A 22,771-nucleotide genomic window follows, 5' to 3' on the forward strand; every position below is an offset into this window, starting at 1 on the left:
GACGCCCCACCCCTGCGCTCAGGCGGCGCGGGCGGTGTAGCGGCCGCCGTGCCGCTCCACGAGCAGTGGCAGGCCGAAGGCCTTGGAAAGGTTGTCCCCGGTGAGGGTGTCGGCCAGCAGACCCTGCGCCACCACGCCGCCCTCGCGTAGCAGGAGCGCGTGGGTGAAGCCGGGCGGGATCTCCTCCACGTGGTGGGTGACAAGCACCAGGGCCGGGGCGTCCGGGTCCGACGCCAGCTCGGCGAGCCGGCCCACGAGATCCTCGCGGCCGCCCAGGTCGAGCCCGGCGGCGGGCTCGTCGAGCAGCAGCAGCTCCGGGTCGGTCATCAGCGCGCGGGCGATCTGCACCCGCTTGCGCTCACCTTCGGAGAGCGTGCCGTAGCGGCGGTCGGCCAGTGCGCCGACGCCGAACTGGCCGAGCAGGGCCCGCGCCCGGGCCTCGTCGCTGCTGTCGTAGCTCTCCCGCCAGCGGCCCACGACCGACCAGGCGGCGGTGACCACCACGTCGACGACCCGCTCGTCGGCGGGGATCCGTTCGGCGAGAGCGGCGGTCGACAGCCCGATCCGGGTACGCAGCTCGGTCACGTCGGTGCGGCCGATCCGCTCACCGAGCACGTGCGCGACCCCGGTGGTCGGGTGCAGCCGCCCGGCGGCGAGGTTGAGCAGGGTCGTCTTGCCGGCACCGTTCGGGCCCAGCACGACCCAGCGCTCGTCCAGCTCGACCCGCCAGCCGACGTCGTGCAGCAGGGCCGTGCCGGAGCGGCGTACGCCGACGCTGTCGAGGCTGACCACCAGATCCGCGTCCACACTCACGCGCCCCATCAAACCACGCACCGGTGAGCTGCCCCCTATGGGCGGCGTCCCCGCCGTACCCTGAGGCACCGTGTCGTTGATCACCCCCACCGGAGGATGACCGATGCCAGTTCCGAGCACGGAGCCGCGCGGATGAGCGCGGTCATCGAGATCGAGGGCCTGCGCAAGACGTTCCACAGCCTCCGGCGCGGGCGCCGGATCGCGGTCGACGGGTTCGACCTGCTCGTGGAGTCCGGTCAGAACCACGGGTTCCTCGGGCCCAACGGTTCGGGCAAGACCACCACCCTGCGTGCGCTGCTCGGCCTGGTGCGCGCCGACGAGGGACGGATGCGGGTCCTCGGCGAGGATTCCCCGGAGCACCTGCCCCGCGTCGCCGGACGGGTCGGCGCGATCGTGGAGAGCCCGCAGTTCTTCGGCAACTTCACCGCGCACCGGACGCTGCGGCTGCTGGCCCGCGCGGGAGGCGTGCCGACGGCCCGGATCGACGAGGTGCTGGAGCAGGTCGGCCTGCGCGACCGGGGCCACGAGCGGGTGAAGGGTTACTCGCTGGGCATGAAGCAGCGCCTTGCGGTGGCGTCGGCCCTGCTCAAGGGCCCGGAGCTGCTGATCCTCGACGAGCCGGCGAACGGGCTGGACCCGGCCGGCATCCGGGAGATGCGCGACCTCATGCGGACGCTTGCCGACTCGGGCGTGACCGTGCTGGTCTCCAGCCACATCCTCGCCGAGATCCAGCTGATCTGCGACCACGTGACGATCATTTCGCGTGGTCGCCGGGTGGCGGCGGGCCGCGTGGACGAGGTGCTGGCCGGCTTCGACCAGCACGAGGTCCTGGTCCGGGTCGACGAGCCGGCGCGCGCGGTGGAGCTGCTTGGCGCGGCCGGGCTCGCGGTCACCGAGCACGCCGACCACCTCGTGGTGACCGGCGTGGACGACACCACCACGGTCAGCCGCACCCTCGGCGAGCAGGGCGTCTGGGTCCGCGAGCTGACGCCGCTGCGGCCGGACCTGGAGAGCGTCTTCCTCGAGCTGACCGGGCCGGGCGACCACCCGGCGGTGCCCTGGCAGGTGGACGGTTCCACGGTGTCCACGACCGGGCCCCACGACATGATCGACCTGGAGCGCAGAGGAGTGGACGCGTGAATCTCGTCCGTGCCGAACTGGAGCGTCTCGGGGCGCGGCGCTTCGTCCAGCTGATGCTCGTCCTGCTGGCCTTCGCGTTCATCATCACGGCGGCGACAAACGTGGCCGTCTCCCACCGGCCCACCGCCGCCGAAGTTTCCACCGCGCAACAGAAGGCCGCCGCCGAGATACGCGAGATGGAGCTGCGGCACAACCAGTGCCTGGCCCGGGAGCACCGCGACATCTCCGACCCGCTCGGCGACGAGTACTACTACCCGGAGGACTGCAGCGTCCTGGACCCGGCCCAGCGGGAGCGCATGCCGATCGCCGCCGACCATCTCAGCGGGGTCTTCGTCTTCGGCGACGCGACCGAGCTGCTGTACATCCTCATCGCCTTCCTGGTGCTCTTCGGCTTCCTGGTCGGCGCCTCCTACATCGGCGCCGACCTCACCTCGGGCGGGGTGGTGAACCTGCTGCTGTGGCGGCCCCGGCGGGTCACCGTGCTGGCCGCCAAGCTCGGCACCCTGCTGGCGGCGGTACTGCTGCTCGCCGTGGTGGCCACGGCGGTGTACCTGGTCACGTTCTGGTTGATCGCCCTCCTCGACGGCTACGTCGGCCCGGTGGACGGGGCGTTCTGGTCCGACCTGGGCGCCACCTGGGGGCGCGGCGTGGTCGTGGTGCTGGTGGCCACCGTCGTCGGCTTCGCCATCGCCACGCTGGGCCGGCACACGTCGGCCGCGCTCGGCGCGGTGGCCGCGTACGCGGTGTTCTGGGAGCTGGGTGCCCAGGTGGTGCTGCAGATCCTGGACATCCCCCGCGTCGACCAGCTGATGCTCTCCAGCTACGTGGGCGCCTGGCTGTCCGGCGGGGTGCAGCTCTGGGACGCCAGCGCCTGCACCGGGCCGACCACCGGGCCGTGCGACGGGACGTACCTGCTGACCTGGCAGGCCGGGCTGGTGGTCCTGCTGCTGCTCGCCGGGGGCCTGGCGGCGGCGGCCTTCACCACATTCCGTCGCCGCGACCTGATCTGACCGGCGTCCCGCGAGGTCGGGTCGTCCGTCGAACCGGCCCGGATGCGGCAACTCCTTGCAGCATCCGGGCCACTGGTGAAATATTCCTTCACATGGCGGACGTCGGCGGCACCCGGTCAGCCGACCGTGGAGCCGAACACCTCGTCCCGCACGGCCATCAGGGCGTTGTGCAGGGCGCCGCGCAGGATCGGCTCCTCGGTCAGCCCGGTCGGCACCACCCGGGGCCGGACCAGGGTGATCGCCGCGACCTCGTGCTGCACCCGCTCGGCCAGCGCGGTCCCGCCGGCCCGGCCGACCTCACCGGCGAGCACCACAAGCGGCGGGTCCAGCACCACGCACGTGCTCGCCACGCCGAGCGCGAGCCGGCGGGCCAGCTCGTCGAGCATCGGGCCACCGGCCGCCCCGTCGGCGATCGCCGCGCGCACCGCGCCGGCCGCCGTGTCGTCCGGGTACCCGTGCTCGCGGGCCAGGGCACGGACCGAATCCCCGCCGACGAGCTGCTGGAAGGCGGGCTTCGCCCGACGGGAGACGTCGCGCGGGATGGGTGCGCCGGGAACCGGCAGGTAGCCGATCTCGCCCGCGGCGCCGCTGCTGCCGTGGTGCAGCCGCCCGCCCAGCACGATCGCCAGGCCGACGCCGGCGTCGACCCAGACCAGCACGAAGTCGGTGACGCCCTGCGCCGCTCCGGACTGCGCCTCGGCCACCGCGGCCAGGTTGACGTCGTTCTCGAAGACCACCGGGGTGTGCAGGTCCTCCCGGAGCGCGCCGAGCAGACCGGCGTGCCAGCGCGGCAGGTTGAACGCGAAGGTGATGTCCCCGGTGGTCGGGTCGACCAGGCCGGGGGTGCCCAGCACGATCCGCCGTACGCTCGACAGCTGCGCCTGGGCGCTGCTGGCGGCCTGGACGACCGCGTTGTGCACCACGCCGACCGGATCGTCGGTGTCGCGCGTCGACTGCTCGACCCGGCCGATCACCGCCCCGGTGATGTCCGCGCACGCGGCGACCACCCGGTCGGCCCCGACGTCGACGCCGATGACGTGGGCGCTGCCCGGCCGCACGGCGTAGAGCTGGGCGTTCGGGCCCCGCCCGCCGGCCTGCTCGCCGACCCGGGTGACCAGCCCGCGCTCCTCCAGGCGCTCGACCAGCTGCGACGCGGTGACCTTGGACAGGCCGGTCAGCTCACCCAGGCGCGCCCGGGTGAGCGGGCCGCGCTCCAACAGCAGCTCCAGCGCCGCGCGGTCGTTGAGTGCCCGCAACAGACGGGGGGTGCCGGGGAGCCGGGTCGCGCTCATGCCATCCTCAGGATTCTATAAAGTTTGCTAACTGTAAGTTGGGCTGCGAACGGGTAGCCGTAGCGTATCGGCCACCCGGGACCGGAGTGTTCGGCCGACCCGGTACGCCGGTCGACCGCCTCCGGTACGAGGTCCGTGCCGGACGGCACCGAAAGGGAGGATCAGTGGGGTTGGATCCAGGACTCCGCCGGCTCGCGTTGCGCACGCTGCTCGCCGCGTACCCGGGCCCGGTCCCGCCGGACTGGGCGGTCGACCTCGTCGACGACGGGCTGGCGGGGCACACGCTGTTCGGCACCAACGTGCACGATCCGGCGCAGGTGGCCGCCAGCACCGCCGCGCTGCGCGCCGCCCGCTCCGACGTACTGATCGCCATCGACGAGGAGGGCGGGGACGTCACGCGGCTGGCGCACGCCACCGGCAGCCCGTACCCGGGCAACGCCGCGCTCGGCGCGATCGGCGACGTGGCGCTGACGCGGCGCGTGCACGAGGCGATCGGCGCCGAGCTGGCCGGCCTCGGCATCACCGTGAACCTGGCCCCGACCGTCGACGTGAACAGCGCCGACGAGAACCCGGTGATCGGCACCCGGTCGTTCGGCGCGGACCCGGTGAAGGTCGCCGCGCACAGCGCCGCCGCCGTGGCCGGCCTGCAGGCCGCCGGCGTCGCCGCCTGCGCCAAGCACTTCCCCGGTCACGGCGCCACCGTCGCCGACTCCCACCACGAGCTGCCCACGGTGGACGTACCCCTGGCGGTCCTCCGCGAGCGGGACCTGCCCCCGTTCGCCGCGGTGGTCGCCGCCGGAGCACGGGCCGTGATGACCGCCCACATCCGGGTTCCGGTGCTGACCGGCGACGGTCCGGCCACGTTCAGCCGGGCGGTCCTGGTCGACCTGCTGCGCGGCGAGTTCGGCTTCACCGGCGCGATCGTCACCGACGCCTTGGAGATGAAGGGCGCCGCGGTGGCGGCGGGTGGTGTCGGCCCGGCCGCCGTCCGCGCCCTCGCCGCCGGCGCGGACCTCCTCTGCATCGGCGCGAAGGTCGACGCCGACCTGGTCGAACACGTCGCCGCGGAGATCGTCACGGCCCTCGGCGACGGCCGGCTGGAACGGACCCGGGTCGAGGAGGCGGCCGCCCGCGCCGCCGACCTCGCCGCCTGGACCCGGGCCACCGGCGCCGTCGACGCGGCGCCGCCCGACCTCGGGTACGCCGCCGCCCGCCGGGCGGTCCGGGTCGAGGGCGTGCTGACCGGACTGACCCGGCCCCTCGTCGTACAGCTGCACTCGACCTCGACGATCGCCGAGGGACGGGTGCCGTGGGGTCTCGGCCCGCACCTCGCCGACGCCCAGGAGCTGCGGGTCGTCGCCACCGAGACGGACCCGGCGACCCTGCGCCGGCTCGCCGGGGACCGGCCGATCGTCCTGGTCGGCCGGCATCTGCACCGCCTACCCGGCGCCGCCGACCTGGTGACGGCGCTGGCCGCCCAGCACCCGGTGACGGTGGTCGAGATGGGCTGGCCGGCGCGCTGGCGTCCGGCCGGGGTCCGCGCGTTCGTCACCACGTACGGCGCCAGCCACGCCAACGGACGCGCGGCGGCCGAGACACTCGGCCTGGCCGGCTAACCCGCCTCCACGCTGCGTCACCGACACAGTCGCCGCTCCGGGTCACACCTCCGCAGGTCAGAGTCCACTTCTCGACACTCCGACCCGCGCCGCTGCCCCTTGCCGACGGCCCCGTCGATACGTAGCGTGATCGGTACATCCGGTGCCCGGCCCGACCGTCGGGCACCGCACGGGGCCTGGGGGGAAGGGCGCGGACCGGGGATCCGGCCCGGGAGTTCCGGTCCGCGCCCTGCCAGCCCCGCGGAACGTGCCTAGCTCGGGTAGACCCCGAACGACCGCCAGCCCCGGTCCGGGAATCCCGCCGCCTCGGCCACCCGGGCGGACGCCGCGTTGCGCCGGTCGTGCAGGTACGTCGGCACCGCGCCCTCGTCGAGCACCCGTCGGGCGGCCTGGGCGACAAGCCGCCGGGCCAGGCCGCGCCCCCGGGCCGCCGGGACCGTCCCCACGGCCAGCTCCTGGCCGTACGCGTCGTGCCGCTTGACACCGACCCCGGCCAGGTACCGGCCGCGGTCGTCGCGCACCACGAGCACCGGCCGGTCGAACAGCCGCAACCAGGGCGGCAGTCCCGGCGCGGCGGGCGGAACCCACTCGCCGACGTCCGGCAGCGGCGCGGGAGCCGAACTCCACCGGAACACGTCGTCGTGCACCGCCCAGCCCGGGTGGCCGACCGCCGCCGGCAGCCCGGACAGCAGCCGCCGTACGGAACCCCCGGCCAGGTCCCGGACGGCGGTCACCCGGTCCGGCGCCACGGAGAGCACGGTGCTCGCCCCGGCGCAGACGGCGATCGCCGGCCGGAGCCGGCCGTCCCAGGCGGGCCGGGCCCGCCGGTGGGAGCCCACGACGTGCAGCCCGGGGCCGGCCGGCCACTGGCCCAGCCAGGTTGCCAGGTGCAGGTGGAGCCGGCGGTCGCCCATGACCCCCTCCCTCCGACCCGACTGCTCGCCCGGCGATCACCGTACGCCGGACCGCGGGTAAGGAAGGGCCCCTTCTTAACGCCTCCGGTAGAGGAGGGGCCCCTTCTTAACGCCCGCCGTGCGCGGCACCTGCCGCATGCCCGCGGTGGTCACCGTCGTCGGCATGCTGGTGCGCGCCGGTCGCCGGGTCGCCGTGGCCGGCGTGGTGGTGCCGGTGCACGATCGCGTGCCCGCGACCGCGGGCGATCAGCGCCCGGTTCACCGGCACGGTGACCACGAAGGCGACGCCCAGGGCGAAGGCGAGGCTGCCCCAGAAGAGCCAGCTCGCCAGGCCGGCCTCCATCGCTCCCGGAACGGCGAGCATGACGCCGTTGTCGACGATCTCCATCACGGTGATGCTCACCGTGTCGGCGACCAGCGCGACCCGGATCGCCGTACGCAGCGGCACACCGGAGCGCAGCACCGGGCCGACGGTCAGCGCGTACCCGAACAGGAAGGCGAGGCCGACCGCCAGCGCGATGGTGGCCGCATCGGACCAGCCGAGCGCCGTGCCGATCACCATGCCGAGGACCTCGCCGATGGCGCAGCCGGTGAGGCAGTGCAGGGTCGCGCTGATCGCCAGCCGGGTCAGGTTGTTGTCCACCATGAGCGCGACCATATACCCCATGGGGGTATATGCCAAGAGACGGCGGTCACTGCGGCGGGCCAACCGGTCGCGTACGGGGCGGTTGCGATGCCCGAGGGCCGGGTACAGGTGGGACACATCGATGAGAGATGTCGGCCTGATGTCCGGTGACCGCCCTCGGGAACCGACGTGATCAATCGACCGTCATATCTATTTCCATAGACGTACAACTTTGTTTGGGACGGTATGGTCATGCCGAATCAGCCGAAGGACCGATACCAGCACGACCCCGACCTGCTCTGGACCACCTCCGGGGTCGTCGCGGGACGGTTTCCGGCCCAGCCGCCGTACCGGGGCAACCGCGCCTCGACGCTCACCTGGGGTGAGCTGAACCGCCTGCCCGCCGGCGCCTCCACCCGCAACCTCAACACCCGCTGACGTACGCGGCGAGCCAGCGCGGCCTTTCGCACACCTGTCGGGTAACGTCTCCTGGTCCTCCGACCGGTCTACGACAGGAGAAGCTCCGCGCATGGGCAAGAAGACGATCCGCGTCTCCGACTTCAGCGGCACGGTGCTGCAGCCCGACGACGAGGCCGTCCGCGTCGTCGTCCTGGAACACCCTGATCTGGTGGCCGGGCCCGTGCGGCTGGACGCCACCCCGGTCGAGGTGGAGAGCATCGACGACGCCGCCCTGGACGTCGCGGTCGTCGAGATCCACGACCGGCACGGCGGCGGCGAGCCACGCCGGGTGGTGCTGACCGCGAGCGAGTTCGACGCGATGGCCACCGACGTGCCGATGGCGCAGCTGCTGAGGACGGCCGAGCGGGTCCGCCCGCCGAAGACCCGCCGGGCCGCCGAGCGAGTCGATTACGGCACCATCGAGCACGCGGGCAGACCGCACCGGGGCCGGGTCACCGAGGAGGAGGCCCGACTGGTGCGGGAGCGCCTCGAGGAGGTCAACAAGCGCCTCGCCGACGCCGGGCTGCGCCAGATCGACCCGGCCGACCCGGAGCACGCCGCCCGGTACGGCTTCCCGGTCGTGCCGGCCTGAGCCCGGTCGGCGGCGGGCGTACCGGAGTCAGTCGGCGGCGGCCGACTGCTGGACGGCTGCGGCGATCGCCGCCGCGATGCCGGCCTCGGCCTCGGCCTTGTCGACGCCCAGGCTCGACAGCACCCCGCTGCCGTCCTCCTGCTCCAGCAGCGCGAGCAGGATGTGCTCGGTCCCGATGTAGTTGTGCCCCAGCCGCAGCGCCTCCCGGAACGTCAGCTCCAGCACCTTCTTGGCCGGCGCGTCGTACGGGATCAGCGCCGGCACCTGGTCGCCGGACGCCGGCGGCAGGGCGGCGGTCGCCACCTCCCGCACCCGGTCCAGCGTGGCACCCTGCGCCACGAGGACCTTCGCGGCGACCGCCTCCGGCTCGGCCAGCAGGCCCAGCACGATGTGCTCGGTGCGGATCTCCGTGTGTCCGGTCGCCCGGGCCTCGTTCTGCGAGGCCATCACCACGTTGCGTGCCCGGGGCGTGAACCGGTTGAAGCCCTGCTGCGGGTCGACCGGCGCGTCGCTCGACTTCGACACGAATCGCTTCTGGGCGGCCTGCTTGCTGACGCCCATGCTGCGGCCGATGTCCGTCCAGGAGGCGCCCGAGCGGCGGGCCTGGTCGACGAAGTGCCCGATGAGGTGGTCGGCGAGCTCGCCGAGGTGATCGGCGGCGACGACCGCGCTGGAGAGCTGGTCGAGCGCGTCGGTGTGGACCTTCTTGATGGCCTCGATCAGGTCGTCGAGGCGTACGACGTTTGTCATCTGCACTGGCTCGGTCATGCGTCAACCATAGGTTGACGCCGGGGTGTCGTCAACCAGTGGTTGACGACACCCCGGCGGTCCGATCAGGTGCAGCGCCACACCACCGCGCGGATGGTGCCGGACGCGTCGTCCGACTGGCCGCCGATGGTACGACCGTCGTCGCTCACCGTCTCCGCGATGTTGGTCAGCCCACCCGGCTCGTGCTTCGCCAGGTCCGGTAGCGTCACCGGCCCCCCGTCGGCGAGCAACATGGCCCTGCCCTGCCGGTCCGTCCCGACCTGCCACCCGTGGGCGTTCGCGGTGCTGGCCCGGATGTTGAACTCCGGGAAGACGCGTACCTCGCCGGTGCGCACGTTCCAGCGCACCGCCGACGGGCTGCTCGCGGGGTCCTTCGAGAGCACACCGGTCGCCCACCCGTTGCGGATCGTGAAGGCCCGCCCATCGGTCGCTCCCACGGTCGTCGGCATCGGCAGCTCACGGTGCGTCCCGTCCGGGAACCACACGTACGGCCGGCCGGACCGGCCGCCGTCGGTGAGGACGGAGCCGACCACCGTCCCGTCCTCGTCGACGGCGTGCGCGGTGCCGCTCCTCGCCCCCGCGGGCAGCGGCAGCGGCACCGCCTCGCTCACCGGGGAAGTCCAAGCCACCGGGCGGTCGGTCCGCTCATCCCTCCCGACGATCTTCCCGGCCTCGTTGACGGCGTTCGCCTCACCGAAGGTCACGCCGCGCAGTCGGGTCAGCGTCCCGCCGGAGTACGCGTACGGGACCGGCCCGAACCCCTCCTCGCCGGCGCCGAGCCGCTGGTAGGTCGTGCCCACCGCGAGCCCGTCCGTGGTGACGTCACGCAACGTCTGGTCGCCCGGCATCCGCACCTTCGTCGGCTCGCCGGCCACCCAGACCAGAACCTGGTACGCGCCGCCCCGCGGGTACGAGCGGCCGAGCAGAATCCGCCCGCTCGGGTCGGCGCCGGTCACCAACGCCATCGTCACGCCATCCGGAACCGGGAGCTTCGAGATCGCGCACCGCGTCGGCGCCAGCGGCGCGTCACCGGTGACCACCGGCGGTGGCGCGTCGCTCGGGCTCGATCCGACGCCGGCCGGCGCGGTCGCCCACCGGTCGGGCGTCCCGGTCCGCAACGGGCCGGCGGCGAGCGTGCCGCCGGCCACCACGGCGATGCTCATCCCGGCCGCACCGGCGTACGTGAAAGCCCGCCGGATCCGGCGCCGCCGGCGGCCCTCCGTCATCGCCCGCCGGACGTCCACAGCGGACGTACCGGGCGGGTCGTGGTCCAGCAGCCGCAGCAGTCCCCGGTCGTCGTCGTGCTCAGTCATCCCGCGTACCTTCCCCTCGTCGGCGCCACGGGCGCCCTGCCCGGCGCAAGCTCCGCCGCCCGCTCGCCGAGCAGCCGGCGCAACGTGGCCAAACCGTGCGACGTCTGGCTCTTCACCGTAGTCAAGCATCGATAGAAGCCAGTTGGCGGATGTCGATTCCGCCGCCGCCCATAGCAGCGGTCAGCCATCGCCCGTCGCCAACTCACCGCCGGCGCAGCCCCTCAATGGCCGCACGGATGGCCGGTGACCTGTTCCATGATCACCGTCGAGGGCATATCCGAGAACTCCGCCGACAACGCCCTGATCTGCGGCTCGACCGCGTCCACGAGCGAGCCCTTCGCCGCCCGCCGATACCGCGGCGGCTCATCACTGGCCAATGCCTTTCACGATGTTGCGAGACATCCTCAACCGCCGTGCGATGGCCTGGATCGACATGCCCTCCGATCGCCGCAGCCGCCGGATCTCCGCCCAGTCCTCCACGCTCAGCACCGCCCGATGCTTCAGGAGGTGGTCCCGATTCAGCCGGAACCACTGTCAGGTGTCAGGCGGAGCCGACAGGTGAGGAGCGGAGGGCCTGGGAGCGGCACGCGGCACTGGCGACGCGCTGGCCTCAAGAGATCTCGATTCCGCCGTGCACACTGCTGCTCGTGGTGCTGTCGAGCTGTTCGGCGCCCACGACACATGACGGGCTGACCGGTTTGCTGAACCGTCCGTCCTTCACGGCCTCCATCGCTCACCTCAAGGGTCCCGAGGTCCATGTTCTGGTGATCGGGCTGGAGAACCTACGCCTCATCAACGAGACATTGGAACGCAGCGCGGGAGACGGACTGCTAGCCGAGCTGGCACGCCGACTGCGGGCGTTCTTCCCCTCGCCCGATTACCGGATCGGACGGATCAGCGGTAGCGGGTTCGCGGTGGCGATCGGCGATGCGCCGACTAAGGTGGTCTACCACAAGGCATGCCGGGCGGTCCTGGCGCTGCGCGTCAAGACCACGCCCGGTGGCCGCGACCTCTCTGTACGCGCCAGCGGTGGCCTGGCACGAGGCCCGCTAGGCTAGCCGCGACGCTGCTCACCGCGGCCGAGGAGACTATGTGCGGTAGCTCAAACTTGGCGCGGCAGCAGGGGAGTCGCATCAAGTCGGATCTGCACTCCTGCCAGTCCACCACCCCAGGTCGCTCGTCTACGGCAAGCACGCAGGACAATGGCGTCTATGGAAGACACCGGATCGCAGGCCGAGAGCGCCGCCGACTACGCCGCCCGCGTCAGCCGCGCCGCGGCCGAGCTGGGTATCCCCGTACCGGATGGATTTCAACTACTCGGCGCTGGGAAGGGCGGGCGTCCCGTGGCCTTGACCTCAGGCACCGCCCGTGACTTCCGCTTCGCCAGCGCGATCCTGGCCCGCCTTGGCGGGAAACCGGTCGATGAGTGTCTAGCCAGCATGCACGCCCTGGCGGAGGGTCCGATGCCTGAGTGGGCACGGCCAGTTGATTGGAACGACCGCCAGGCGGTAGAGCAGTACCTGGATGAGCGCGAGAAACACCCCGAGTGGCCCAACGTCTACAACGGCGGAGGCGGCGACTTAATCGCGCACCTCGGTACCGCGGGTGGCATCGCCGCGCTCGCTGCTGCGACCGCATCGGTCCTCAACCTCCACGGTCGTCGAGCGTTCGCCAAGTTCGTGGTGCAAAAGGCCGTCGAGCAGGGCGTTCAGATTGATCCGGCCGAAGTGATCCGAGCGTTCGAGGGCGCACCGGTGCGGTCGCCTGAGGCGCCGGATGAGCCGGCAGTTAAGAACACCGCAGAGCAGGATGACGGGGAATCCGCCGATTGACGCTCTGCCAGGCTCAGCGGCCCGGCACTGAGAATTCGCACTGATCGAATACGCGCTCCTGCCAGTCGCTGGGTAGCGGCCCGTCCGGGGTGCTCGGGTATCGCCTGCGTCGGCGCAGGATTGCCGCCACTTGGGCGTGGGTGGCGGATCGGCGGGGTGGAGGTGTCGTTGGACGGTGGTGACGAGGTCGGCGATCGCCTCGTGCAGTGCGGTGGTGGCGGTGGCGCGGCAGTGGCTGTGGCGCGGGGTCGGTACAGGTTGTCGGCGCCGTAGGCGGTCATGACGGCGATGGCGGCCTCGGCGGTGCGCATCGCCGCGGCGACGACGTCGGTGTCGGGCAGCAGGGCGGCACGGCTGATCGCGGTGGTCAGTCGGCACGGACGGCTCGCGCAGGAATGTCGCACCAGCAGCGACGTTGCGCATGTTCCAGTCCACGGCGACGCTGCCAGCTCGGGTGGCGCCGGTGGCGTCGCGGCCGGCAAAGAACTCCAGCAGCGACCTGCGGCGCAAGCCGTACGCCCCGTCCCGCACCCGCATCGACGCCGGACCGGGTCCTGCTGCGCTGAACCGCCGGGAGTGATCGGGATCGAGGCGGTGACAGCGTCCTTCAAGGAGGGGATCAGCACCGCTCACGCGCCCCCACCTTGATACCAACGGGCCGGAGACGTTCATCCTCGACGTGGCGCTGGTGCAAGCGCTACACCCAGCAGCCGAACCGATGGTGCGGCTGACCAGTATGGAGGGGATTGCGGCAGCGAGTTCGGTCCTGTCGACCGGGCAGGCGCGGGTACTGCGGTACCGCCTGGCCCATCTGCTCGACATGGCCAAGGCGGGCCGCAACGACGGGCGCTGGACGTAGCCGACACGCCTTCTATGGAAAGCACTCGGGGCCGCCCACCGCATCTGCAGGCGGCCCCGAGTCACTTACTCATCACGCGAGGCGGATGAGCTCCCACGTCACGGCCTGGCCGTTGTACGGCGGCATGACGTTGTTCACCGCGATGGGGGCCGTCGTGGACGGCGTGCCCACGACCTTCCACACACCGCTCTCCGGGCAGCGCTCGCCCGTCTTCGCTCGCCTTCCGACTGCCATAAGGCAATACCTCCTCATAACGTTTGCGCCAAACGCCGAGAAGGACCAATCACCCACGCTGGAAGACTGAAGCCTGTTACCGTAGCCGCCTCACGCCAATGAGAACGGACCCCGGCTCGACGTTCAGACCTACGGTCACGGACGTCCGTGCTCGGGGTCTGTCTATTTGCGCAGGCACCTCACGTTGACGTGCCGAGATCAGAGTCTAGGTTACGGGACGACACTGATCTTGCGGCTGCCGCGGCCTTCTGCATCGACCCCCTTCACGTTCCGCATCGTGAGATCTCTCTAAATCGATCGTCCAAATTTTGGACACACGTTCTAATCAGGCCGGTGGATGGGAGGAGCGGAGCCCTCGGGTCCACATAGGCCCGTGACCTGCGCATTTATCGATCGGTTTGCTCGGACGTAAGAGATGATCACGTGGTGGAGTCGAAGCGTACCAGTAAGTAACTTGCAGTTCTGGATTGATTCCAGATGAGCCGGGCGCTTTACCTCTCGTTCATCTCCGGGGCACGGGAACGCTCCCAGGTCGTCGGGGCCACGCCCACCCGCAGGGCAGACGGCCCCGAAACCTCCGGTTCACGCCGAGGCTGGCACCAACGCGGACGGGTGTCCCTGTCGCACCCCTGCATTACTGTCCGGGCCATGATGAAGGACACCTGGGAGAGCCGAGAGCTCCCGGTCCTGCGCGCGATCGTGGAGATCTCTGACGAGGGCGCGAGGGACATGGACTCGCGGGATGTCGCCAAGCGTGTAGGCCTCGACCTAGAAACCACCCTGGTCGCCCTGTTTGCTCTCGCTGGTGAGCGCCCACTGCTCTTCAAGTACGAAGACGCGAGCGATTTTGACGGACGCGACATGTGCCTGATCCGCGAACCAAGCGGGCATGCTCGCAGAACAGTTGGCACTTGGCCTACCCCGGAGACCTTGGCCGACCGCTTGGTTCAAGCCATGCAGCAGGCGGCTGACCAGGAGCCGGACGAGGAGAAGCGCGGATGGCTGCGCAAGACCGCAGACTGGCTCGGTTCCGCTGGCCGGGACATCGCCGTGGACGTGGCGGGAACTGCCCTTGCCAAGACCGTCGGAGCGGCTAGCTGACCTTGGCTCGCCGCGCGACACTGTTGACCCTCAGCCTCCGTTCCCTCGGGGCGTGTAACGGGCACGTTGACCGAGAGTCCGTAGCATTCGCCTCCATTAGTGACCATAGGTCGTGACCTTGGCAATGTGGCTCTCGCTCATCAGGGGCGTGCTGGAACTCGCGGCCGTCGCTATCGCAACGGTCTCTGGCTGGCTCGGCTACAGGAAAGCCAGAGCCCGCGTGGTCGTTCTCCGCGAATCCTTCGAGCGCTACAAGGCGCAGAAGGCGGAGGTGTGGATGAGAGGACGGCCGCTATGGAGCTAGCGGACTATCGACGCCAGCGTGGCGTCGAGCCGGACATGGTCATGGACGACCTCCAGTTCGTTCGTACTTTGATCACGTACGCCGTGAGCCGCGCCGCCGCTCTGAGCGCCGGCTTGACCGCCTTCTTCTTGGTCGCCGGCATCATCCTTAGCACCTTGGGCAACCTGGTTGGCGCTGGGTCATCGGGCTCCAGATGAGAGCGGACGGTAGTCGGGCAACTGGCGGCCCCCGCGGCTACGGCGCTCCGGCCTGTCGTCTCGACGTACTGCGACCGTGGCGTTGCCCAAGGCGCTGAGACTCGTCATGCCACCACGCCCGCAAAGTCAGGATGGCATCGCACGTTGCCGATGCACCTCCTCGTCCGGGGTAGCCTCCCGCTTGGTGGATCACCGATGACCCCGCAGTCATCGCACTCGATCGGACTGGCTGATCGCCTGTCGACCGACACCGCCCTCGTGCTGCATCATTGCGCCATGCCGACCGGAGTTGCAGGCCGGGGCCCGCGCGGGGGTGCCGAGAACGAGCTAGGTGGCGACTTCCGCGCGGACTATGCCGCCTACGTCGCCGCTCACGGTCTCCGCGGGATGAGCATCAAGGTGAGCGGGGATGAGCGAACGCATGGGTTGCCGTGTGTGATCCGGGCGGAGGTCGACGAGGCGGTGGACGACCTCGAGGTCACCTTCACCGATGGACGGCGGGTCCTACTTCAGCTGAAGAAGTCGTTGAAGCTGACCACGGCGAACGGTAGCCCGTTGCGCAAGGTGATCGATCAGTGGGTGGAGCAGGTCACGACGGATCCTGGTGGTCGCACCCCGTTGGTGGCGCTTGCGGCGACCGCTGATGACGAGATCGAGCATCTGGCCGGTGCCCTGGACCGCAGGCGGGATTGTCACGCGGGCCTACCTTCCCCGAGCGAATACAAGGCACTAGCCAAGTTGACCGACGCCTTGTCGCAGGTGACGCCCGAAGTTCGGGATGCAGTGCTGGCCCGCGCATCAGTCGCAACCTTTCCATGGCATGCTCGGCGGGGCGGTCCGCCGGTCGCTGCCGCTCTCTTGGACGGCAACGTGGTGGCAGCCGGGCAGGGCGAGGCCGCCGCCTCGGAGTTGGCAAAGGCTCATCGCCGATCCGCATCGCTTCGCACGGGGCTGGACCTCGATCAGTGGATTGACCGTCTCGGCCGCCCGCCGTTCGACCTAGTCAGTGATTCAGCCGCGAGCGCGTCGGCGCGCAGGGTCGCGGAGCGTGCCGCGATCGACCGGTACTACCAGCGCATCGGAGGCTCCAGCGGGATCGATCTACTCGCCTTCGGCGCGGACCTGCCGCTTATCGACGCCTCCATCTGTTGCGATGTCCGGCCCTCCGACGGAGATAGCGACCGGGTGGATCTCGACATCTTCTTCCGGCGCTACGGGCGGGTCCTGCTGCTCGGTGCCCCGGGATCGGGGAAATCCACGGCCTTGCGAGAGATGGTGCGGCAGGAGGCGGAACGCCGGTGGACCCTGCCCGTCCTCGTGGACCTCCGGTCCCTGCTTCGCTCCGGCGATCCGGGCAGTTCCTATTTGCCAGATCTCGTCGCCGAGCGACACCCACTCGAGCAGCTCGCGGGGATCGCCGCCGAGATGGTTGAACCGGCGGATCGTGGACTGTTGATAGAGGCAATCCACCGGGCAGCCGACGAGGGCTGGTTGCTGCTGTGTCTGGATTCGCTTGACGAGACGCGCGAACACCGGCGTGAGGTTGTCCGCTGGGTCCGTCGCCTCCTGACTGAACTGCACCCTGACTGCGATGTACTGCTGGCGACTCGGACCAGTGCCTATGCCTCCGCGGCTGTACTCGGCTGGCGGGAAGCGACCGTGCTGCCTCCGGTCTGGCCACGGGCGATCAGCGAGCCGATCGTTCGGGCGATCGCGCGCCGCGCCGGCCGCGACGGCGCGTGGATTGACGACCGCCTGCGGGAGATCGACGGCCGCATACGGGAGACGCCCTACCTGGGGGAGACGCCGCTGCTTGTCACGGCTCTAGCGCTCGAGACGGCTGAGCACGGGAAGTCGGCGAAACATGCTGGAGCGGCTGCGCTGATGGACGCGGTGATCCGCCGGGTGGCGCACGATTGGGAGCGTCGGACCGGCCGCCGGGGGGTCGGCATGCCGACGCTGCCCTCCAACCAAATCGAGGAGGCGCTCCTCGACGCCTTGGCCATAGTCGGCTGGGAGAGCGTCATGAGGGCGTCTCCACCATCGGAGAGAAGCGTCGCCCACCTGCTCGCGGGTCGGTTCCAAACCGAACACGGCCTGGTGCCGGGGGTGGCGCGCGCCCTCTCCGGCGGCTGCCTTGACTTCTGGGACGAAGCTGGTGTGCTCGTCCGGGACGACAACGATGGAATCGATCCGCGGGCCCGCAACGTCATTGAGGTATCTGCCGCCCGTCATCTCGCCGAGTCACCCGAGCCCGTGCGCCGTGATCTGCTGCTCCAGGCCGCCGCTGATTCGTCGATGACGCAGATTCTGTCTCTAGCAGTCTCGCTCGAACCGGACCTGCTTATCCCACTTGCTGACGTGGCCGACCGAAACGACGACGTCGACCTGCTGCTAGCCCTGGCCCGCGGCATTCCCGGTCGAAAGGACGCACCGGAGCGAGCCACCGCGGCCCTCATAGCAAAGTTGGGAGGGAAGGCGACCGCACACGAGGAACGCGCGATGGACATCGTCGAAGCAGTCGCGCGTGTTCCCTCCCCTCCAGGGTCTAGCGAGCAGATACGGACACTTGTGCAGCGAGTGGTGCCGCCCGACCACCTGCCCACGTGGGAGGCGCTGCTGGCGCACCGGTGGAACGAGCCACACGCGTTCACCGCGTGCCTCTCGGTGGCAATGTCTGTACCCCCCGTCGATGACTCTGATCAGCCGTACGTCAACGAGGAAGGGGTTCTCGACCTCGGCACAACCAGTCCGCACAAGGTCGCCTTCTCTGAGGTCGTCCTCGGAGCAGCAGTCCGCCTTGCGACCGGGAAGCCCGATATCGCTGACACCATCGAAGAAGTCGCCTATCGCCGCTGCTCTCATACCACTTTCGAGAAAATACAAGCCGTGTTGGTTGAACAGGGATACGTTCCCAGTAAACGCGGCTCGCGGTACGACATGAAAGGCATGGAAGACTGGGCCGGACGCAGCCGTACGGCCCACCAATGGCTACTTCAGCGGGCACAGGAGTTGGGAACCCAGCGTAGCCTGAGGCCAGTGGAGCGGCGCCGGTTGGGCAACCTTGGGATGCTCGTCAGCGGCCTTGCCTTTATGACACTGGAGGCTGGAGCGCTAGAGAGAGCGATCGCCGCGGATCCGGCCAACCTCTCACGGATGATGGCGTTCGTCGTCCAGTGCGGTGGTATCGACAAAGACGCGCTTTCCTCGGAAGCCACTGCGCGATTGGCGGAGCCTGCGATAACGCAGGACCTTCGCATCGGACTCGATCACGACCTGCCTTCCTGCCGGCTGACACGTTGGGAAAGGACCGACGTCCCGGCAACAATCGACTGGCTAGGCACTTTGTTCGAGACAAGCTATCTGCTCGCGCGACAAGCACAGCTTGCCCTTGCGCAGGCCCCCGCCGAACACAGGCCACAAGCGAGCCGCCATGCCGAAATGGCAGCAGCGGACACGACAGTGCCCACCCGAAATCGTTTCCTCGCAGCCCACCTCGCGCTCTTTCTTGACCGAGACACCCTCGTGCGGCGGTGGCGGCACGCCGATAACCCAGTGCTACTCAGTGCCGTCATGGCTTGGGTCCGCAACGACCCCGAGCGACAGGCCATCCTTACGGAAGGACTGAAACACAACGACGCACTGGTTAAAAGCTACGCAGTAGAGCACATCGCGGACGCCGATATTACCCACAGCGGCATCGTACAGGCCCTACAGGAAGCATTGCGGACCGAACTTCAGGCGACCTGCCAATACTGTGGACTCGGCTACCAAGACGTCCGGCAGAGGAATTGCTCCCAATGCAAGCTAGCACTCCCCAACCCGCTACCAGCGATAAAAAAGGCGCTCGCCTCCCGTCGGGACCTAGCCGGCCGCGCCCAGCGTCAGCGGCACTGACCGCCGCCAAAGCCACCGACTGGGACACTCGGCCTGGTTAGCCTCGGCCTTTCACGGCAGCCGTGATCTTGGATGTCTGGCGGGTCGGTAGATATGGCGAAGTGCCTGCCACGTAAGGGAAACTGCCCGGTGTCGAGTCGTGCAGAGTTCCCGCGCGGAAGGCACTTCGTAGGTGCAGGTTACCCAGTGGTCCAAGGGATTGTCAGTCGAGGTCGGCGGTCATGGCGTGGTCTCGCACGTCGGAGCGGCGCTGTTGCGGCTGCTGGCTGATCGCAGCGGGCTGACGCAGGCGTTGTCGGCCGCGCTGAGCCGGCGCGGGTTCAGCCCCGGCCGGGACCGGGGCCGGGTGTTGGTCGATCTGGCGGTGATGATCGCCGATGGCGGTGAGGCGATCGCGGATATCGAGGTGCTGCGCCACCAGAGCGAGGTGTTCGGCCAGGTCGCGTCGCCGGCGACGTGCTGGCGGGCCCTCGATGAGATCAGTGATGTCGGGCTGCGGCGGATCGCCAGGACGCGGGCGAAAGTCCGTGCCCGGGTATGGGGCCTGATCGGGTCGGTGCCGTCTGCTCGTGCCGCGGGCCGGGATCTCGGCGAGGGCGTGGTGGTGCTGGATGTGGACTCCACGATCGTGCTCGCGCACAGCGACAAGGACGGCGCGGCGGCCACCTACAAGCACACGTACGGCTTTCATCCGATCATGGTGACCTGTGACAACACCGGCGAACTGTTGACGATCAAACTGCGGCCGGGCAACGCCGGAGCCAACACCGCCGCCGACCACCTCACCGTGCTGACCGAGGCGGTCGCGCAGGTCCCGGTCGCGCACCGGCGGCACCTGCTCATCCGCGGCGACTCGGCCGCCGGCACCCACGCCGTGCTGGAATGGCTGACCGCGCAGGACGCCAAGCGCGACCGACGCGTGGAGTACTCGCTCGGTTTGGTCGATCGGCGAGGCGGAACGCGCCGCCATCCGTGTGCTGCCGGCCGGGGCCTGGTCACCGGCCCTGGCAGCCGACGGCGGCATCCGCGACGGCGCGCAGGTCGCCGAACTGACCGGGCTGCTGGCCTTGGCCGGCTGGCCGCCCGGAATGCGGGTGATCGTGCGTCGCGAACGGCCGCACCCCGGCGCCCAGCTGTCACTGTTCGAGGAACGCGACGGCTGGCGCTACACCGCGTTCGTCACCAACACCACCACCGGCGCCTTGCAGTGGCTGGAAGCCCGCCACCGCGCCCACGCCCGCGTCGAAGACCGGATCCGCTGCGCCAAAGACACCGGCCTGCGCCGGCTACCGTCACGCGAGTTCGCCATCAACGCCGCCTGGTGCCAGATCGCGGCCATGGCCTGCGACCTGATCGCCTGGCTGCAATTGCTCACCCTCAACGGCGACCTGGCCAAAGCCGAACCGAAACGACTGCGCTACCGCCTGCTGCACACCGCCGCCCGCCTGATCCGAGGCCAACGCCGCCGCCGGCTACGCATCCCATCGACCTGGCCCTGGGCAGACCAGATCACCGCCGCTTTCCACCGGATCGCGGCCATCCCCGCCCCCGGCTGACCAGCTCAGCCCTGTCCCGACGACCGGAGGATCCAAGGAGACCACGCCCACCGCCGCGACAGACGGCCCCTCACCATGCCCCCGGCCGGATCGCATCGAACACCAGCGATCACAGGCGCGGAACCGAAGCGGCCGACATCAGCCGTGAACGATCGAGGTTAGGCGCCGCTTGCGTCCCGCTGATTCTTCCACTCGTGATCGAGGATCGAGTTGAGGAGCGAATCCTGCCAGACGCCGTTGGTGTGAACGTGGTGCGGTCGGCACCTTGAGCGGGCATCGGTCGGGCTGGTTGTTTTGGGGCACCGTGAGCCGAATGGGTTGCTTGGCATCCGCTTGACGGAGACATGATCGCAGCTTCTTGCGGACCGCCTGTTGGCGCTTGCTCATGATCGGCACATCGTTGGGTGCGATCAAGGGGTCGGGGAGCCTGCTGCGACCCCGACGTCCATGAGGCAGGCTGCTGCTGTCGGTGCGAGGTGGGTTGGGCGTGGACGATGTTCGGCGCAAGACGGAGATATCGCCGTTTGCGCCCGACGCTGTGGGCACCTGCGTGGTGCAGGTGCCCCGCGCTTAGTTGGTGATGTCGAACTCGCCCGCCCGCACGCCGTCTACGAAGGCGCGCCACTCGTCGCGGGTGAAGGCGAGCACGGGGCCGCTGGGGTTCTTGCTGTCGCGCACCAGCACGTCGGCGCCGGTGTCCTTGACTTCGGTGCACTGGCCGTTGCTTCCGGAACGGCTGGACTTGCGCCAGACGTTAAGTTCCACTTGCTCGCTCCCTGATGAATTTGACCGATTCCGCTGGCGACATGGCCAGGGTCTTGAGGTGATCGAATACGGCGGTGAGCCGGCCGATCTCGCGCGGCGACTCCAGGAACAGCTCGCCGGCTGGCGTCTCCACGTAGCCGAGCGGTGGTTCGTCGCGTTCGAAGCTGAGGATGGCGAAGCCGCCTCTGTCAGCCAGTGTGGCACCGGCGGCGAAGCGCAGCACCTGGACGGTGATGTTGGGCAGGCCGGCGAGGCTGACGATGTGGTCGAGCTGGGCTCGCAGCACGTCTGGGCCGCCAACCTCGAACAACAGCGTCGCTTCCGAGACGATCGCGTGCAGCCGCAGCGGCGAGGGTTTCCGGGTCAGTACTTCCTGTCGGGTGAGCCTCGCCTGCACCCGTTGCTCGATGGCCTCGGCGTCTGTCTCCCGTCCGACGCTGTTGACCGCCCTGGCGTAGTCCGGGGTTTGCAGCAGTCCCGGTACGAGGGTGGGCTCGAAGTTGCGCAGCTCGATGGCTTCGGCCTCGTAGGCGATGAACGTGGCGTAACGACCGGTGAGGGCGTCGAGGCGCTGCCACCAGCCGGACTGTCGTAGTTCTCGGGTGAGAGCGAGGAGTGACTTGCCGGGTTCTCCCTCCAGTGGAACGTCGTAGGCCATCAGGAGTTCGATGACGTCGCCGGTCCGCGGCTTGATCTCGCCGGATTCGATGCGACTGATCCGTGACGTAGAGCAACCGATGTGCTTGCCCGCCTCGTCCATCGTCCAACTCTTGGCCTCGCGTAGCTTCCGCAGCTCACGGCCAAGACGACGTGAGCGCGGAGTCGGCGGTGTAAAGCGAGCCACGCCTGAATCCTCCCGCATGTTGCGCCCCTCTTCCTAGCTGAGCGTGACTTTGATGTTGTGAGCTTGCGGACTAGCCATCCAGCGGCGCATCACGTGAGCATGGTACGGCTTGCCAAGCATCAATTGCGGCGGCACGATGGTGGTCTATGGGATGGCGCATCGGCCAGCCGCTGGTCGATTGACCGGAAGCGTGTCGCGCCCATGCGTCCCCTTGCCGTTGGAGGTGATCACGAACCGTGGCTAACAGCAGTGGAGCGCCACCGAGACGCGCGGCGACGCGGGCGACGGTGCGCGCGGTGTGCGTCGCCGCGTACCGGAAGCATCGCGACGACGGCAGGGGATCATGCTCCGCGTGCGGCGAGTCCAGCCCGTGCCGAACCCGCCGCAACGCGGTGTCGGTGATCGAGGCGTACTCGGACGACCCGCGACGCTACGACGTACCCGACGCCCGCCTGCGGGCCGTGGCCGGCGTCGTCCTGGTGAGATTCGGTGCGCCGCGCGGCTGAAGCGCGCGGCGGGCGGCGCACAGCGGGTCGGTGCGCATGCTGCTCTGTTGACTCCCCGCCGCTATGCGACAGCGGACTCCGTGGCAGGCGGGTGATCGGGTCGGGCGCGCCGTGCGGCGTCGCCGCGCGCTCCC

Annotated in this window: 21 protein-coding genes and 2 pseudogenes; 13 read left to right on the forward strand and 10 right to left on the reverse strand. The window is 69.9% G+C overall.

Translation table 11 applies throughout. The features are described from left to right. Positions 1-18: 18 nt before the first annotated feature. The gene (locus tag ABTW87_RS04580; RefSeq protein WP_350648463.1) at positions 19-813 is read right to left on the reverse strand and encodes an ABC transporter ATP-binding protein; all 795 of its coding nucleotides are present in this window, start codon (positions 811-813) and stop codon (positions 19-21) included. 132 nt (positions 814-945) lie between these two features. Here ABTW87_RS04580 and ABTW87_RS04585 point away from each other — a divergent pair, with 132 nt between their 5' ends. Together ABTW87_RS04585 and ABTW87_RS04590 are read left to right on the forward strand one after the other, a co-directional pair. Continuing rightward, positions 946-1,953 (forward strand): ABC transporter ATP-binding protein, encoded by a 1,008-nt coding sequence (locus ABTW87_RS04585; RefSeq protein ID WP_350648465.1) that lies wholly within the window; start codon positions 946-948, stop codon positions 1,951-1,953. Beyond that, complete coding sequence (locus tag ABTW87_RS04590; RefSeq protein ID WP_350648467.1) at positions 1,950-2,963, forward strand: DUF2705 family protein; 1,014 nt, start codon at positions 1,950-1,952, stop codon at positions 2,961-2,963. The genes ABTW87_RS04585 and ABTW87_RS04590 overlap by 4 nt, the downstream gene beginning before the upstream one ends. Positions 2,964-3,079: 116 nt before the next feature. Here the strand turns inward: ABTW87_RS04590 and ABTW87_RS04595 are convergent, their stop codons facing one another. Beyond that, positions 3,080-4,255: an ROK family transcriptional regulator gene (locus ABTW87_RS04595; RefSeq protein WP_350648468.1), complete on the reverse strand. Its 1,176-nt coding sequence runs from the start codon at positions 4,253-4,255 to the stop codon at positions 3,080-3,082. 164 nt (positions 4,256-4,419) lie between these two features. Here ABTW87_RS04595 and ABTW87_RS04600 point away from each other — a divergent pair, with 164 nt between their 5' ends. Continuing rightward, a complete protein-coding gene (locus ABTW87_RS04600) occupies positions 4,420-5,871 on the forward strand; it encodes a glycoside hydrolase family 3 N-terminal domain-containing protein (protein ID WP_350648470.1) in 1,452 nt (483 codons plus the stop codon). Positions 5,872-6,122: 251 nt separating this feature from the next. On the opposite strand, the gene ABTW87_RS04605 is transcribed toward ABTW87_RS04600, so the two are convergent. Together ABTW87_RS04605 and ABTW87_RS04610 are read right to left on the reverse strand one after the other, a co-directional pair. Further along, a complete protein-coding gene (locus tag ABTW87_RS04605) occupies positions 6,123-6,785 on the reverse strand; it encodes a GNAT family N-acetyltransferase (protein WP_350648472.1) in 663 nt (220 codons plus the stop codon). Positions 6,786-6,891: 106 nt separating this feature from the next. After that, a complete protein-coding gene (locus ABTW87_RS04610) occupies positions 6,892-7,431 on the reverse strand; it encodes a DUF4396 domain-containing protein (protein WP_350648474.1) in 540 nt (179 codons plus the stop codon). 231 nt (positions 7,432-7,662) lie between these two features. Here ABTW87_RS04610 and ABTW87_RS04615 point away from each other — a divergent pair, with 231 nt between their 5' ends. Both ABTW87_RS04615 and ABTW87_RS04620 read left to right on the forward strand, forming a co-directional pair. After that, positions 7,663-7,848 (forward strand): hypothetical protein, encoded by a 186-nt coding sequence (locus ABTW87_RS04615; protein WP_350648475.1) that lies wholly within the window; start codon positions 7,663-7,665, stop codon positions 7,846-7,848. A gap of 91 nt (positions 7,849-7,939) precedes the next feature. After that, positions 7,940-8,461, forward strand: coding sequence for a hypothetical protein (locus tag ABTW87_RS04620; RefSeq protein ID WP_350648477.1), 522 nt, complete (start codon positions 7,940-7,942; stop codon positions 8,459-8,461). Positions 8,462-8,488: 27 nt separating this feature from the next. Here the strand turns inward: ABTW87_RS04620 and ABTW87_RS04625 are convergent, their stop codons facing one another. The 3 genes and pseudogenes from ABTW87_RS04625 to ABTW87_RS04635 all read right to left on the reverse strand — a co-directional run. Then, on the reverse strand, positions 8,489-9,229 hold the full coding sequence (locus ABTW87_RS04625; protein ID WP_350648478.1) for a Clp protease N-terminal domain-containing protein: 741 nt from the start codon (positions 9,227-9,229) through the stop codon (positions 8,489-8,491). Positions 9,230-9,294: 65 nt separating this feature from the next. Further along, positions 9,295-10,542 (reverse strand): hypothetical protein, encoded by a 1,248-nt coding sequence (locus ABTW87_RS04630; RefSeq protein WP_350648480.1) that lies wholly within the window; start codon positions 10,540-10,542, stop codon positions 9,295-9,297. Between the two features lie 245 nt (positions 10,543-10,787). Then, a pseudogene (locus ABTW87_RS04635) lies at positions 10,788-11,031 on the reverse strand (IS21 family transposase); the annotation flags it as partial. A 158-nt stretch (positions 11,032-11,189) separates the two neighbouring features. On the opposite strand from ABTW87_RS04635, the gene ABTW87_RS04640 reads away from it, so the two are divergent. From ABTW87_RS04640 to ABTW87_RS04655, 4 genes are all read left to right on the forward strand, one after another. Beyond that, positions 11,190-11,600, forward strand: a complete 411-nt coding sequence (locus ABTW87_RS04640; protein WP_350648481.1) for a diguanylate cyclase domain-containing protein — start codon at positions 11,190-11,192, stop codon at positions 11,598-11,600. A 153-nt stretch (positions 11,601-11,753) separates the two neighbouring features. Beyond that, positions 11,754-12,374, forward strand: coding sequence for a hypothetical protein (locus ABTW87_RS04645; protein WP_350648483.1), 621 nt, complete (start codon positions 11,754-11,756; stop codon positions 12,372-12,374). A gap of 421 nt (positions 12,375-12,795) precedes the next feature. Further along, positions 12,796-12,954, forward strand: coding sequence for a hypothetical protein (locus tag ABTW87_RS04650; protein WP_350648485.1), 159 nt, complete (start codon positions 12,796-12,798; stop codon positions 12,952-12,954). A 138-nt stretch (positions 12,955-13,092) separates the two neighbouring features. Then, positions 13,093-13,233 carry a hypothetical protein gene (locus ABTW87_RS04655; protein WP_350648486.1) on the forward strand — a complete coding sequence of 47 codons (141 nt, stop codon included), beginning with the start codon at positions 13,093-13,095 and terminating at the stop codon, positions 13,231-13,233. 72 nt (positions 13,234-13,305) lie between these two features. Here the strand turns inward: ABTW87_RS04655 and ABTW87_RS04660 are convergent, their stop codons facing one another. After that, positions 13,306-13,467 carry a hypothetical protein gene (locus ABTW87_RS04660; protein WP_350648488.1) on the reverse strand — a complete coding sequence of 54 codons (162 nt, stop codon included), beginning with the start codon at positions 13,465-13,467 and terminating at the stop codon, positions 13,306-13,308. Between the two features lie 648 nt (positions 13,468-14,115). Between ABTW87_RS04660 and ABTW87_RS04665 the strand changes: the two genes are divergently transcribed. From ABTW87_RS04665 to ABTW87_RS04680, 4 genes and pseudogenes are all read left to right on the forward strand, one after another. Next, positions 14,116-14,568: a hypothetical protein gene (locus tag ABTW87_RS04665; protein ID WP_350648490.1), complete on the forward strand. Its 453-nt coding sequence runs from the start codon at positions 14,116-14,118 to the stop codon at positions 14,566-14,568. 294 nt (positions 14,569-14,862) lie between these two features. Beyond that, positions 14,863-15,069 carry a hypothetical protein gene (locus ABTW87_RS04670; protein ID WP_350648492.1) on the forward strand — a complete coding sequence of 69 codons (207 nt, stop codon included), beginning with the start codon at positions 14,863-14,865 and terminating at the stop codon, positions 15,067-15,069. A 195-nt stretch (positions 15,070-15,264) separates the two neighbouring features. Beyond that, the gene (locus tag ABTW87_RS04675; protein ID WP_350648494.1) at positions 15,265-18,966 is read left to right on the forward strand and encodes an NACHT domain-containing protein; all 3,702 of its coding nucleotides are present in this window, start codon (positions 15,265-15,267) and stop codon (positions 18,964-18,966) included. A gap of 172 nt (positions 18,967-19,138) precedes the next feature. After that, positions 19,139-20,522 (forward strand): annotated as a pseudogene (locus ABTW87_RS04680) (IS1380 family transposase). A 570-nt stretch (positions 20,523-21,092) separates the two neighbouring features. Here the strand turns inward: ABTW87_RS04680 and ABTW87_RS04685 are convergent. Together ABTW87_RS04685 and ABTW87_RS04690 are read right to left on the reverse strand one after the other, a co-directional pair. Then, positions 21,093-21,287, reverse strand: a complete 195-nt coding sequence (locus tag ABTW87_RS04685; protein ID WP_168003154.1) for a DUF397 domain-containing protein — start codon at positions 21,285-21,287, stop codon at positions 21,093-21,095. Next, positions 21,277-22,149 (reverse strand): helix-turn-helix domain-containing protein, encoded by an 873-nt coding sequence (locus ABTW87_RS04690; protein ID WP_350648495.1) that lies wholly within the window; start codon positions 22,147-22,149, stop codon positions 21,277-21,279. The genes ABTW87_RS04685 and ABTW87_RS04690 overlap by 11 nt, the downstream gene beginning before the upstream one ends. Positions 22,150-22,771: the final 622 nt, after the last annotated feature.

This window comes from Micromonospora sp. NPDC126480 (assembly GCF_040302465.1).
GTDB lineage: Bacteria > Actinomycetota > Actinomycetes > Mycobacteriales > Micromonosporaceae > Micromonospora.